Source organism: Alphaproteobacteria bacterium (assembly GCA_037200005.1).
In the GTDB taxonomy this organism is placed as follows: Bacteria; Pseudomonadota; Alphaproteobacteria; order UBA9219; family RFNS01; genus JBBCGY01.
In genome coordinates, this window is the sequence record JBBCGY010000001.1 from 105,358 (window position 1) to 120,170 (window position 14,813).

The 14,813-nt window shown below is 60.7% G+C and carries 9 protein-coding genes; all 9 read right to left on the reverse strand.

Features of this window, described 5'->3' with window-relative positions; all coding sequences use genetic code 11:
* Positions 1 to 54: 54 nt before the first annotated feature.
* On the reverse strand, positions 55 to 1,593 hold the full coding sequence (locus tag WDO70_00535) for a hypothetical protein (protein ID MEJ0061711.1): 1,539 nt from the start codon (positions 1,591 to 1,593) through the stop codon (positions 55 to 57).
* 11 nt (positions 1,594 to 1,604) lie between these two features.
* Entirely contained in the window at positions 1,605 to 3,263 is a 1,659-nt protein-coding gene (locus WDO70_00540; GenBank protein ID MEJ0061712.1) for a hypothetical protein, read from the reverse strand.
* Between the two features lie 11 nt (positions 3,264 to 3,274).
* On the reverse strand, positions 3,275 to 4,780 hold the full coding sequence (locus tag WDO70_00545) for a hypothetical protein (protein ID MEJ0061713.1): 1,506 nt from the start codon (positions 4,778 to 4,780) through the stop codon (positions 3,275 to 3,277).
* 60 nt (positions 4,781 to 4,840) lie between these two features.
* Complete coding sequence (locus WDO70_00550; GenBank protein MEJ0061714.1) at positions 4,841 to 6,451, reverse strand: hypothetical protein; 1,611 nt, start codon at positions 6,449 to 6,451, stop codon at positions 4,841 to 4,843.
* Between the two features lie 29 nt (positions 6,452 to 6,480).
* A complete protein-coding gene (locus tag WDO70_00555; protein ID MEJ0061715.1) occupies positions 6,481 to 8,001 on the reverse strand; it encodes a hypothetical protein in 1,521 nt (506 codons plus the stop codon).
* A gap of 64 nt (positions 8,002 to 8,065) precedes the next feature.
* Positions 8,066 to 9,940, reverse strand: coding sequence for a hypothetical protein (locus tag WDO70_00560; GenBank protein ID MEJ0061716.1), 1,875 nt, complete (start codon positions 9,938 to 9,940; stop codon positions 8,066 to 8,068).
* 168 nt (positions 9,941 to 10,108) lie between these two features.
* Positions 10,109 to 11,296, reverse strand: a complete 1,188-nt coding sequence (locus WDO70_00565; protein ID MEJ0061717.1) for an O-antigen ligase family protein — start codon at positions 11,294 to 11,296, stop codon at positions 10,109 to 10,111.
* Positions 11,293 to 12,315, reverse strand: coding sequence for a glycosyltransferase (locus WDO70_00570; protein MEJ0061718.1), 1,023 nt, complete (start codon positions 12,313 to 12,315; stop codon positions 11,293 to 11,295). Before WDO70_00570 ends, WDO70_00565 begins: the two co-directional genes overlap by 4 nt.
* 104 nt (positions 12,316 to 12,419) lie before the next feature.
* Positions 12,420 to 14,801 (reverse strand): TraM recognition domain-containing protein, encoded by a 2,382-nt coding sequence (locus WDO70_00575; GenBank protein MEJ0061719.1) that lies wholly within the window; start codon positions 14,799 to 14,801, stop codon positions 12,420 to 12,422.
* Between the last annotated feature and the right edge of the window lie 12 nt (positions 14,802 to 14,813).

The window sequence follows — 14,813 nt, forward strand, 5'->3', positions numbered from 1 at the left end:
GTTAACACTTGCCTTATGCCATGACAAGAAGTCATTAAGAAAACTAAAAGCGCCTTACATGCCCTTGGATTTCGACGCGGGGCCGGGGACGGTATATTTCACCCGCCGCGGGCCGGACTCGTTTTCGACCTTGATCGGACTGGCGACGCCCTCCGTAAAGTCCTTGCTGATACTGTCAACGCCGATGACAAACTGATTGAAAGTCGCCCGATAGGTTTCGTCCCGCTGTTCGGCTATGCTTTTAAGCTGGTTGCATTGCGCCAAAACGGCGGTTTTGACTGAGTCGGGACCGGTATCGGCCTCGAAGCTGTGATTGTTTTTGCAAAAAACAATATCGCGGTAATGCTGCAAGAGGGCTTGGCTCACATATGTTCTCGGATCGGGAGTGCCATCGCCGTCGATATCTTCACCCACCACCGCGTTACCGTTGCTGTCATAAGCCTGGAATATCTTCTGGTCATAGCCCGACTTGACCATATTATAGCCGATACGGATGCCATTCTCGCCGATGGAATTGGCTTTCATCAGCGGGTCGCCGACGGCGAGCTTCGTGCCGTCGGCAAGCTTGCCGTCGGGATCGGGAGCGGTGCGCCGCGCAATTTCATCGTAACAGGTGCGAATAAGCGTGCTGACCTTATCGAGCGTGCTGAAATTCTTCATGATCACATGCACATTTTTCGGATCCATCGCCCTATCGCCGGTGATCGTATTCGGCTGGATCGCTTGAAGCTCGATATTTTGGCAAAAACGCACGGCCGACACATACAGTTTCTGCTTGTCCGTCATGGAGTCCCACGCGCCCTTGGCCGAACCGGTCCACTTCGTGCAGGGAGAGTTGGGAATGGTGCTATCATAAGCATCGGGACTATCGAGGCAGGTCATCTGCTCCGCGCTCGGCTGAACCATAACCAAATTGGCGAGAATGGTCGAAGGCTTGACGAAAGCGTGGGCAAAAGCAGGGTCCTCGAAGCAGGGATTGGCGGCGCTTCCCATGGCATTCCACCACTTCATGCCGAAATCGCCCTTCAAAAACTGTCCGTTCTTGCATAGCCTCTGCATGGCGACGATCGGACCGCGGCCTGCGGCCATGCCCAGATCGAAATAAGCGTCGATGACCTTGCCATCGAGCGTGGTCAGCAAGTTTCTGTTGTAATTCGCCACGGCGGGCATAAGTTTATGAGCCGTGTGGATCCGGCAGTTTTTGCTCTGCATATTGACGGCCTTCTCGGCCTTGATCTGCCGCGCGGAATTTACGCCGCTAGCGGTAAGCACGGCTTCTCTGGTCTTTTGCGCGCTTTTAATAACCGCCTGGTTGACTTGCGTTTCTATGGCTCCCACGACGCCGACCTGAAGAGCGGGGATAAAGCCCGGTCCGGCAGGCGTGACGGCTGCCACCATCGCTTGAAACACGTCCAGATATCCCGATACGGCAAGAAAGGAGGTATCGACGGCCCCATAGCTGCAACCGAAGGGCGGCACGCAAATCTGGGCCCAGCTTTTTCCGCTCAGGCCCGACAACAGCAGAACCAGCAGCAGCCGCGCCATGCCCTGCCGCCGGCGTCTTTTCTTGCCGCCATCGGCTTCAATCCGCATGCTCTTCCCCGTCACTGCCGCTCTCCTCTTGCCGCGCCGGGCGGCGCAGAAACATCCGCCGCGATCTTGCCGCCTATGGTCAGGGCGACAGGCTTAAACAGCGCCGCCTCTTCCTCGCCGCGCGCCGCTTTGCGCTGCGGCGCGGCGCTTGGCACCGGGCCTTCATAATTGGCCCGGATCGGACTGGCGACCCCGTCCGTAAAATCCCCGCTGATGCTGTCAACACTGGCGGCGAACTGGTTGAAAGCCGACCGATAGATTTCCTCCCGCTGCTCGGCTATGTTTTTAAGCTGATTGCATTGCGCAAGAATGGCGGTTTTGACCGCGTCGGTGCCGCTATCGCCTTCGAAGCTGTGATTGTTTTTGCAAAAAACAATATCGCGGTAATACTGCAAGAGGGCTTCGCTCACATATGTTCTCGGATCGGGAGTGCCGTCCGGCGGCCCCACGCCATTGGCGCCATAGACATCTTCTCCCAGCACCGGCGTGCCATCGCTCTTGTAGGCCTGATAAACTTTCGGAAGTATGCCCGACTTGCGCAGGTTGTTGCCGATACGGATGCCATTCTCGCCGATGGAATTGGCTTTCATCAGCGGGTCGCCAACGGCGAGTTTCGTGCCGTCGGCAAGCTTGCCGTCGGGATCGGGAGCGGTCCGCCGCGCAACTTCGTCGTAACAGGTGCGAATAAGCGTGCTAAGCTTGCCGAGCGTGCTGAAATTCTGCGTGATCGCAGACATATTATTTGGATCCATCGCCCTGTCGCCGGTGATCGTATTCGGCCGTATCGCTTGCATCTCGATATTTTGGCAAAAACGCACGGCCGACACATACAGTTTCTGCTTGTCCGTCATGGAGTCCCATGCATCCTTGATCTTGCCGCTCCACTTCGTGCAGGGAGAGTTGGGCACGGTGCTGCTGTAGGCATCGGGATTATCGAGGCAGGTCATTTGCTCCACGCTCGGCTGGACCATGACCATATTCTCGAGAATGGTCGAAGACTTGAGGAAAGCGTGGGCGAAAGCAGGATCCTCGAAGCAGGGATTGGCGGGGTCGCTCATCGCCTTCCACCATTCTATGCCGAAATCGTCCTTCAAAAACTGGCCGTTCCGGCAAAGCCGCTGCATGGCGATAATCGCGCCGCGGCCGCCACTCATAACCGTATCGAAATATGCCTCGATAAGCTCGCCATCGAGCTTGGTCAGGACGGATCTTTTATAATTCGCGAGAGCGGGCGTAAGTTTATGAGCCGTGTGGATCCGGCAGTTTTTGCTCTGCATATTGACGGTACGCTGAGCCCTTACCTTCCGTAGAGCGTTTATATTGCCACCGGTCAGCGCGGCTTCCTGGGCTTTTTTCGCGCTTAGAACAAGCGGGGCGTTGATTTGCGTGTCGATGGCCCCCACGACGCCGGCCTGAAGAGTGGGGATAAAGCCCGGTCCGGCAGGCCCGCCGACGGCTATCTGCGTTTCCATCGTATCGATAAGTCCCGATAGGGCCATATAGGCAGCATCGATGCCCCCCAGAATAGGCAGGCTGCAGCCATTGTGCGGCGCGCAAGCCTGGGCCCAGCTTTTTCCGCTCAGGCCCGACAACAGCAGAACCAGCAGCAGCAGCCGCGCCATGCCCTGCCGCCGGCGTCTTTTCTTGCCGCCATCGGCTTCAATCCGCATGCTCTTCCCCGTCACTGCCGCTCTCCTCTTGCCGCGCCGGGCGGCGCCGAAACATCCGCCGCGATCTTGCCGCCCATGGTCAGGGCGACAGGCTTAAACAGCGCCGCCTCTTCCTCGCCGCGCGCCGCTTTGCGCTGCGGCGCGGCGCTTGGCCCCGGGCCTTCATAATTGGCCCGGATCGGCGCAGTAGGCGCCGGGACGGAATTTCCCTCGGTCTGCTGCAATGCTATAATCGCCTCGGCAAAATATTTCCCGCTGCGCGCTTCGAGCGATTCCCACATGGCGATGATTGTGGCGCATTTCAGCGTATTCAAGGTCCTGCCGGCGTCGCCGCCGGTATCGGCATAGATGCTGGCGGCCGTTTCGCGCGCCAGACACCAATCACGGGCGTAGCGCTGCAGCACATAGGGGCTGATATAAAGCCTGTAACCCGTGGGCGAGGTCGTGTCGTTCTCATACCCGCCGGTCGTGCCGCAATCGGTTATCTCGTAACTGCCGATCCCAGGAACGTTCACCGGCGCAGGGGGCATGCCACTGGTGCATTTTCTCGCTCCATAAAGCGTCATATCGTACCCTTCGTGCTCGATGAGCCGAAAGGTGCGGGCCTTGTTCTTCACCATCTCGTCCATAATTATCTTCTCATCCGCCGATATCGAGGCATTGGCGGCGTAAGCGTCGAAGTCGGGGGCGGTACGCCGGTTGATCTCGTCGCGGCAAGTCTTAAGCGTCAGCGCGGTTTTGGAATAGGAGCTGAATTTCGCCATCGTCGCGGCCATGCCTTCCGGCGTCGCGGCCGCGTCGCCCGTCAAGCCGCTCAAGTTCGGCATGCGGCCGTTCTCCAGATTCTCGCAATAGCGCAAGGCGCTGACATAAAGCCGCTGCTTGTCGTTCAGCTGACGCCACGCCAGCGCTGCCGAATAGCCGATGCCGGAGGGGAGCAACACCATCAAGGGGCAACCGCTGGTGTCACTGCTCGGGCTGTCGAGGCATTTCATTTGCTCAGGCGACGGCTTCAGCAAGACCGGATGGTCCAATATCGTCGAAGCCTTTAGAAAAGCATGCGTCGAGGACGGATCGTAAAAACAGCCGTTCGCGACGAACCAGTGGAGGCCGAAATCGTCCGGCGACAACTGGCCGTTCTTGCATAGTCTTTGCAAAGCTATCGTCGCCAGCCGCGGTGAAGAATTATTGTCGAAAAACGTATCGATCGACGTCCCGTCAAGCGTCGTGGTCAATATGCGCGAATGAACGTCCATCGTATGTTTCATTTTACTGCCGGTGTGTATCCGGCAATTCTTGCTCTGCATATTGACCGTATGCTGCCCTCGAACCGCTTTCGTCGCCGCCGAACCGGCGGCCATAAGATCGGCCTCCAGATCCTTTTCCGCTTTTTTTCTGACCGCCGGTATAGATCCGCCGGCGAGCGCCCCCGAAATCCCGACTTGCGCAGCGGTGTTTGCCGTCTCGACTGCCAGCCCCGGAACGACGGCATGGGCGGGCGACGGCCGCACAAACATGGCCGAAACAAGCAAAAGAATGAAAACAGCGCTCAATCGCATCGTCAATCCATCAATCCGTCATTGCACCGGAATGCCCGGTAAAGCATTCGTCGTCACCGTGCTGCCCACCCTCAGAGCGACGGGCTTCAGCAAACGATGTTCATTGTCTTGATCCCAAGCCACTTCACGCCGCAGATCGCCGTCTCCCCCAGGAGCCTCGTAGCGGGATGCCTTGATCGGAGCGGCGGGAGTCGCCCCGATATTGCGTCCGATCCCCTGCAAGGCACGGACCACGGCAACGAAATTATGCTTGCTTTCTATTTCGTGCTGATCCCACAAGCTTGCCACGATATTGCAGTCCAATATATTGCCGGTCTTCTCCGTATCGGTCCCGGTATCGACATAATTGCTGGCCGCCGCCTCGCGCGACATGCAGAAATCGCGGGCATAGCGATCCAATACATACTGGCTTAGATAGACCTTATGCGGCAGCTTGGCGGTCGGCGAAGCGCTGGGGGAAAAATCCGTGGCGCTGGGACAATCGACCACCTGAAAAGAGGTGCCGGCAGAGGCGGGGCCGACATAGGTCGTCCCGTATGGAACCGTTTCGCATTTCCGCGCCTTGTATGGCGCCATGTCATCCCCTTCCGTGCTCAAAAGCTCCATGATCCGGGGCGCATTATTCTGCATATCCCTCATCGCCGGATCGGTGGCAACGGTAGCCAGGATCGCCTCGACATCGGCCGCCGTCCGCCGCGCAAGCTCCGCGCGGCAAACGTCGGTCGCCGTCGTGACCTTGGCGAAGCTGGCGAATTTCGCCATCGCCGCGGCCATCCCCAGCGGCGACAGGGCCACGTCGCCCGTTATGCCGTCCATCGTCGCCGAATGCCCTCCCTCCAGAGTCTCGCAATAGCGCACCGCGCCGACATAGCGCCGCTGCTTGTCGTTCAGGCTGCGCCATACCGCCTGAGGACTGCCGACGCAGGCAACAGGATCGTTGGGATTTTCCAGACAGTTCATCTGGTTCGCCGACGGCATCAGCAGCACCGGATTATCCAGGATCGTCGAAGCCTTCAGGAAATCATGCACCGAAGACGGGTCGGAAAAACACCCATTGTCGACAAACCAGCGCAGCCCTAAATCGTTCGGCGCCAGCTGGCCGTTCCTGCATAGCCGCTGCAGCGCCGTCACCGAAAGCCGCATCTCAGGATTGCCGCCAAAAAACTGGGTGATTTCCTTGCCCTCGAGCGTCATCGCCACCGTGCGGGAATAGGCGCTCACCGTATGGCTGATCTTATTGCCGGTATGGATCCGGCAATTTTTGCTTTCCATATTGACCGTCTTCGCCCCTTTGATCTGACGCACCGCGCTTATGCCGCCGGCAGTAAGTTTAGCCTCCAGATTTTTTTCCGCCGCCTTTTCGACCGCCATGCCCATAACCTGAAGCGTGCCGGCAAGCGCCGACTGTTCCGCCGCCATGGACAGGCCCATGGAGGTGGCGATCGACGTGATCTGGGCAATGACCGCCGTCGCATCGGTCGCCGCCGCCCTTATTTGCCCCGCGTCCGGCTGCCCCATATTACAAACGGGCGGCACCCCAACCCCGACTGCAGCGCTCATAGGCATGAGCGCATAAGCCGGCGCAGGCCGCAAAAGCAGCGCCGGAATAAGCAGAAGAATGAGAATCACGCCCAATCGCATTGTCAGTCCACAGTCCTTCATTGTACCGGAATACCGGCCGGCGGCCTGTCGCCTACCTTCAAGGCGACAGTCTTGAGAAGATCGTCCCCTCCCTTGGGAGACTCATAGCTGGCGGCCCTGACGGGCGCGGCGGGCGCGACGGAATCCTCGCCGGTTCCCTGCAAGGCAAGGATCGAAGCGGCGAAATTCTTTTTGTTCTCCGCTTCATGCTGGTCCCACAACGCTACGACCGTGGCGCAGGACACTACGTTGAGGCTTTTTTGCACGTCAGAGCCGGTATCGACATAGTTGCTGGCATTCGTATCCTGCGACATGCATAATTGGCTGGGATAGCGTTCCAGCATATACGAGCTGACATAGGTTTTTTCCGGCGAAGCATACAGAGCCGGCGTGCAATCGACCTTCTGATAGACGCCGGCGCTGGTATTTTGCGGCGCAAGCGGGACGCCGGCGCAATTCTTCGCCTTATACAGAGCCATGTCGTGCCCATCCTTCATCAGGGTAGCCACGATCCTGGACGCGTTGTCCCTAACTCCTCCCGCCCCCGTCGTGGCGGCATCCGCTGCCAAGGCGGGGTCGTCGGTATTGGCCCCCGTCCGCCGCGCAAGTTCCGCGCGGCAAACCCCGGCCGCCGTCTCGGTCTTGGCGAGGCTGGCCATTCTTCCCATCGCCGCGGCTATTCCCGCCGGCGTCAAGGCCGCGCCGCCCGTGATGCCCTCCATCGTCGTCGAATGCCCCGCCTCCAGGGTCTCGCAATAGCGCACCGCGCCGACATAGCGCCGCTGCTTGTCGTTCAGGTTGTGCCATACCTCCACCGGCCCTCCGGCGGGGCATAAGGCGGCATCGGAGGGGTTTTCGAGACAGTTCATTTGCGCCGTCGTCGGCGGCACCAGCACCGGGCTTGTCAATATCGTCGAAGACTTCAGGAAATCGTGCGCCGAGGACGGATCGTCGAAACAGCCATTGGCGACGAACCAGCGGCGGCCGAAATCGTCCGGGGACAGCTGGCCGTTCATGCACAGCCGCTGCAGCGCCGCCATCGAAAGCCGCATCGGCGCATTGTTGTCGAAAAACTGGGCAATTTCCACCCCCTCGAGCGTCGTTGTCACCTTGCGGGAATAGGCGCTCACCGTATGGCTGATCTTATTGCCGGTATGGATCCGGCAATTTTTGCTCTGCATATTGACCGCCGTCTGCGCCTGAGTCTGACGCACCGCGCTGGAAGTGCTGGCGGTAAGCTCGCCCTCCAGATTCCTTTTCGCCGCCCCCACGATCGTCATGCCCGATACTTGCAGCGCGCCCGAGATCGCGGATTGCGCCCCCGCCAAAGCTAATCCTATGCTCGACGTTACGGATGCAACCTGGAGTCCCATCTGGCCCATATTGTACCCCAACGACAGCCCCGTTCCGCTGTCCGGTCCATAGGGGCATACAGGCGGCAGTTCAGCGCCGCTCGGAATGATGACCGCATGGGCGGGCGCGGGCCGCAGAAGCAGCGCCGGGAAGAGAAGAAGAATCAGTAGAACGCCAGTCCGCATCTTCTTGTCCATTCCTCTATTCAGACGACGCAGACCACGACCCGCCTCTCCTCGACATCAAGACTCACTTGATGACCCTGATCCTGCCGGTCCTGGCCGCTCCCGGCGTCAGGTACGAATCGGTCACGGGCTGCGGCTTCTTGGTGAAGTTCGTCACTGTGCCGATCGGCATGCCGTTCACCATACTGCCCATTCCTGGGATCCAACTATAGAGGGCGTTGGTGACCGCGCATTTCGGAAGAGCCAGCCCCGGTATCGCAAGGGTCGGAATCTTGATATTCGGCATATCGATCTTGGGCAGGCATATCGTGCCCAACGCCGTGCTTAGGGTGCTCACCACGGCGGTGCAAATGGCGTTCAAGACGGCATTGACGAAATCAACGACCGCCTTCCTTATGATCGCCCAGATGAGGCCCGCGATCCCGGTAAACGACTGAATCAGATCGACGAGGTTGCCGAGAGCGTCGATGTTGAAGTCGCACCACTGGCCGATCATGACATGCGCCTGCGCCTTGGCGAGGAGATGCACGGTGTCGTCCAGAGCGGGATCCAGCACCTCGTTGATCGCATTGACGCGCGCCGTTACGGCGGCATTGAACTGCCCGATCACCGTATCGGGATCGCATTCTTCGGTCAGATCCATCGCAAGCTTCTCGATGCCGACATCGATCGCCGCGACAGTCGCGCCGGGCACGCGCGGGGTCAGCGGCGGTATCGTGCCGAGCTTGATTCCCGGAAACGGCACCCCACCAGTTCCACCGACAGGCGTCCAGGAAATCAGCGGGGGATTAGGATCATCGCCGTCTTGCGCGCCCTGGGGCTTGCACCCTCCCGCTGTATTTCCCTGCGGCGGCTCGTACGTCATTCCAGCCGGACATGTCGTGCAAGGGCCCATCGTCATTATCGGCGGGCAGTTCGCCAACCCCGCGCAGGACGGGTCCGGTTTAGCCACCGGTGATGCCCCGCATGCAGAATTCGGCTGCGCAGCCGGTTCCGGCGGCGGCGGCAGGACGCATGGCGTGCCGTCAGGCTCCGATCCCGGCGCGCCGGGAGGAAGGACGACCTGGCTGTCCGGCGTGCCCGGCGGGCAGGGATCCGTCGTGCCGGCCGAAACGAGCATACAGGTGCCGTTGATCATGGCCGGCGTGCACACCGTAAGCGATGGGTCTATCGGGGCATTGGGATCCGCCATCGCGGCGCAGAAAAGGCCGGTCGCGCCGCTCTGTACGATATACCCGGGCGGGCAGGGCTCCAGAGGCTTACATACGACCGGCGTCGTGTTGCTTTTCACGTAGCCGTCCGGACATGTCGATGGATCACCGCTCCCAAAGCATGTGCTGCCGCTGCACACTTCGCAGGTGCCATCCGGTTTGGGCGTCTGGCCGGCCGGACACGAAATCCCGACGGTGCCGCCGGCCGTTGTCGAGTTGAGTTTATAACAAAAGCCGTCATTCGGATTAAGGGTATAGCCTGCCGGGCAATTTATCTGCTGAGAGAGGAAGTTTGGCTCGGGGCAGGTAGGCAAGCAGTCATTATTGCCGTTACATCTACCAGTGGAATTGCTCCAAGGCTTACAAAATACATAGGCAGTAGTGACGGGAGAGGTTCCCACGCAGCCTGGGTCAGGACGCTGATCGCCGCAATCAATCCCTGGCCCAACGGGCACGATCGCCGGATTACAGCCCGATATGGCGTTGCTGGTATTGCCGCCGCAAAAATAGCACTGGCCCTCGAAAGCGAGCTGGCCCGCGGCGCAACCCACGACACCGGCAATGGCATTACAACTAAACGCGGGGTTGAAACCGTAGTCGGGCATGTCCGGACATGGCCCGGCCACCTGCGCCGCCGCGATCCCAGGCATTCCACCAGCCAATAGCATGACCAGAAGGAGCAGCGTTTTGAGATGAACAAAACCGCCGGTCTTTCCCGATTCCGTCATAAGGCGCTCTCCCGCACTTAATAAAAGGGGCTTGGCTCGTCATGCTTTTTACACGCTTCAGAATATTGCATCAAGCGTTATCGAAGCGTTAATGCGTGTCCCAATAGACACGGTTTCTTATTCGGCAACGGCGCGGCGCCGCCGCTCACCGGCAGGGCTAACGCCGCGTCAACCAAAAACATCGGCGTCATCGCCGACACCAAAATGCCGGCACCAAAATATGGTAAGCGCCATAAGCGCCAAAAGGGAATCCGTCCATAGGCTGAAGGACCCGCAGGCAAGCGTAAGACAGGCGCCGAACGCCGCCATGCCCGCGGCGCGCTCGAGAGCCGGCCAAGGACTCATGCGCGCCAAGCATACAACAGCCAGCCCCGCGCCCAGCAGCCAGCCGAGCGGCCCAAGCTCCAGCCATAACTGCAGCGCCACATGATGCGGATGCGCCGCCGGGAACAATGCGTAAACATACAGCGATTGATGCCCGCCCCCGACCGGCAGCGCGCCCGCCGCGTCTGGCCCCAGGCCTATCCACGGATTTTCGGCCAGCCTTGCCAGCAGGTAATCCCAGATTTCGACGCGATGCCTCCAGGACGGCGGGAAATGGGCAAGCCAGTCCTGGTGTTTTTCCACCAGCCACGGCGCCGCGGCCAGCGAACCGGCCGCCACCACGCCGAGCAGCGCAAGGCCAAGCGCGAAACCAAGGCGGCGGCTGGCCCATGCCGCCGATCCCAATGCCGCGCCGGCGGCAAGCGCGAGCGGCGCGCCGCGCGACGGGCTGATCCAGCTTGCGATCAACAGGCCGGCCAGCAGCGCCGCCGCGAGCCTCGCGCGCTTCTCGCGAATCAGCATGGCGCATAACGGCCACAGCAGAACGGCGGCATAGCTGAGGCCGCGATTGTAGTAAGTCAGGCTGTCGTCCTTGGCATGAAGGAACGGCATCAGGATTTTGCCGCCGCTGCCAAGTTCGGCGATCATGAAAATCTCGACGCCGAGAATCGCCCAAGGCAGATAGAAAAACCATCGCGGCCAGACGATAGGCTCGCGCGGAATGAACAGCAGCGTCAGCGGCGCGATGATGGTGGCAAGCCGCAGCGTCATCGCCCACGATCTTGCCGGAGCGAAGGCCGTAAGATCGGCGAGCAGCGCAAGCGCCAGCAATCCGCCGCCGAAAAACAGCGCGAGCGGGTGAGGCAACAGCAGTTTTCTGCGCACCGCCACCGCCATAAAATAAAGAACGGCCGCGCCGCCGATGCCCGCGAGCGCATAGGTCCCGCCGGAAACCATGCCGACGGTCAGCGCCAGCGCCATCATCCCGCCGAGAACGCGCCCGCGCATGATTGCCTGTCCGCCCCTTGTCATCCGATTTCCCTATAGACGTCCATCATCCTTCGCGTCACCGCCGCGCGGGTGAATTGCGCCTCGTAGGTTTCGCGGCCGCCCCTGCAAATCCGTTCGCGCAGGGCCGGCAGGTCGAGAACCTTCCTCAGCGCCGCCGCCAGCGCGGGCGCGTCGCCCTTCGGCACCAGCATGCCGTTTTCCCCGTCGCGCACGAAGGCGGCGGGCCCGGCGGCGTCCGCCGCGACCAAGGGCGCGCCAGCCGCCCAGGCTTCGGACATCACGGTGCCGAACGGCTCATAGATGGAGGGCAGCACGCTTATATCCGCCGCGCGCAGCAGCGCGCCGCGATCTTCGCGCCATCCGAGAAACTTCACCCGCCCGGCAATGCCGAGCTTGGCCGCCAGCGCTTCCAGCTCCTGCCGCAGCGGCCCGTCCCCGGCCAGCCAGAGATGGCAATCCGGCAATTGCGCCAAGGCCGCCAGCAGAACCTCCAGGCCTTTCTTGGGATGCAGGCGCGAGAGGGTCAGAAGAATTCTGGCATCGGCAGGCGTGGCGAATATTTTGCGGTCGATCGCAAGCGACGAATCGACCGTGGGAAAAGTGGGAACGAAAAACCGCCGCGATTCGGGAATGCCGCGCGCGCCCATATGCGCCACGATGTCCGGCGTCACGCCGATGAAATGCGTGCAGCGCGCGAAATGCCTGGGCTCGTAATAGCCTCCGAACCAGCCGACGACCGGAATGGACAAACCCGCAGGCACAAGGCTCGCGGCGCGGCGCATCCAGCAATGAACGAGATCGGGCTTAACATCCGCGCACAGTTTCGTCACCGCGCGGCGCTGCATGAAACGCAAAGGCAGGCGCAACGGCGCGGTCTCGACCCGCACGCCCGCGTCCAGCAAGTCCGGCGCGCGGCGTTGCGCGGGATGCAGCACCGCAATCTGTTTCATCCCCGCTTCATGAAGAGCGAGAATCATATCGGCGGCATAGGTCTCCGCCCCGCCATTGCCGCGTCCGGCCATGATATGAAGGATGGTCATCGGGGGACAGTAATCAGGAATCGGCGGCCAGTCATCAGAAGAAACCGGCCGTCATAAGATTGGGCTTGATATCCCGCCCCTTCTGATCACCGGCTGCCGATCGTTTACTCCGCCGCCGCGCTTTCGTCGCCAAATAAGCCTTCCCGAAGCCTGTTCGCCGCGTCATGCGCCAGGAAAGCAAGCGCATCGGGCAGAATGAGATTGATGTCCTCCCACTCATCGGCCGGCGGCGGCGCGAGGGCGGTGATGTCCGAGGCGGACAAAGCGGGATAAGCCTGTTCCTGCACGGCATCGGTGTCGCCGTAATAGACAAAATCCTGCTCAAGCGCCACGGTCTCGTCGCCGGCGCGCAGCCCTATGGGCTGGCTCGAAGGCTGGCCGACGCTCACCGTCGTCAGGCCGCTTCTGACGCCGGCCTGAGCCGGCATGGGCGCATCGATCGGCTGCAAGGTCTCCGACGCGCCGCCATCCGCCCGCGCGGGGGACTCGGCGGGCGCCGCGAGCGCGAATCTGGTCAAGGCCTCGATTCCCGCCTTCACATGGTCGTCATCGCCGCGCTTGCGGGCCGCGGCCGAGGCTTCGGTCAAGGACGCGAGATCGCCGGCCGCCGGGGCGGACGGGGAAGCGCCCGCCGCCCATCCGGCATCGCGCAGCTTCGCCGTCACGTCGCCGAGCGCCTTGTCGCGCGCAAGCGTCGAGGTCGTCGTCGGCGGCACCGGCAAGAGCCGGTGAACGCGCAGCGCCTTGACCCTGCCGGGCATGGAATGGAACATCCGCGCTTTGACCAGATGCTGGCCGAAAAACATATAGGCTTCGCCTTCTTTTTGCGTGCGCAAATTATCGTAGGAAACGCGCTGGCGGGTGGTCATGGCGGCATCGCGCTTGTCATAATAGGGCGCGTTGAAGAACATGCCGGAAACCGTGTCGGTCGGCGCGCTGAGGCTCGTCGCTTCATAGACGAATTCCGATCCCGCGTGCTTGTCGAGGAAATCCTTGGTGTCGGTCGGGTCTTCGAGCTTGCCGAAAATCTTGAGATTGCAGTTGCCGAGAATGGAGCGCGCTTCCTGCTTGACGCGCTTTTCCATCGACGGAAGATCCTGCGCCGCGAACACCATCGAGAAACCGAGCGAGCGCGCCTGCGCCGCCATCACCGCCATGCCCGGCGCAGTATAATAGCCGACCTCGTCGAAGACGGTCATGAAGGAGGAATTCGAGCGCGTCTGCTTGCTTTCGATCGCGGTCTCCCACGAGCCTTCCACGGAATTGCCGAGGGTCGACCCCATCATGCCCTTGATGCTGGCGGCGACGATCTTGCCGAGATTGGCGGCTTCGTCGCCGGATTTTTCCAGCGCCGGAATCAGCACGACCATGATGCGGCGGTTCAGCACCACGTCCATCATGTCGATGTCCGCGAGCTGCGCCTTGAAGATATAGCCGTATTCATCGGCCAGCGATTGCAGCGAGCGGGTGAATTGCATCGACAGATAGCCATGCTGCTGCCGCGCGACCTGCAAATCGTACATCGGCTGGTCGGGCGAAGGCGGCTTTTCGTTGCCGTCGTCGTCGAAGGCGGCATCGACATAACCCGGCAGCGTCTGCAAATAGCCTTGCAGGCCGCGAATGATCCGCTCCGGCAAATCGCGGTCCCGCGACAGGCGGATGATCGGCGCCAGTTCCAGATTTTCGCGCACCACGCCGACATCGAGCAAAAGACCCTGCCGGTCGCGCTTCCAGGTCAGCGCCGGCATGAAGGCGCTCATCAGCGCGATCGCGCGCTCTTTCCACATGGCGTTATCGCCGCCGGCGTCCGGCATCAGGCTCACGATCATATTGGTGAGATAGGAAGCCGAGCCGTTGGAAAACGGGTTCATGGTGTTGGATACCGCGCCGTCGTCGGAATTCGCCGTCATGTAATTGAGAATCAGCAGGTCGTCGTCGCGCCCGAAGCGCCGCGCCAAAGCGTAAAGGGACGCCCATAGATCGGTGTCCGCCTTGCCGTCGGTATAGGAAAATCCCGATCCCCAGCACAGCGAGTTGGCGACCATGGATTTCAATCCCTCGGTCTTGCCCGCGCCGGTGGTGCCGAGATAGAGAATATGGGTGCGCGCATCATTGTTGCTCAGCCACAATTCGTCGCCGTTTTCCTCATCCTTGCCGAGATAAAGAATTCCCTCGGCTTTGCCCGGAGCGCTTTGACCCGGAATCGGGTTGTTGGGGTCCTTAAGCCCTTTGGCATAGGCCGGAATCTTGAACGATAATTTAGTGCCTTTTTTCTTGAATGCCGCCCAGTGAATCCAGAAGAAAAACAGGATCAGGTCGGCGAAAGACGGGCCGAAAGGCGTGGCGATCAGGCATGCGGCATACATGATAAAGATGGTCCCCATGAGTTCGGGACCGAGCAATCCATCGAAAAAACGCTGAGAGACCGGCCTGACATCGCGAATCAGGTCCTTGTGGGCAACCATATTTTTGGTAACGACAGTCATCGTAGCGATTCC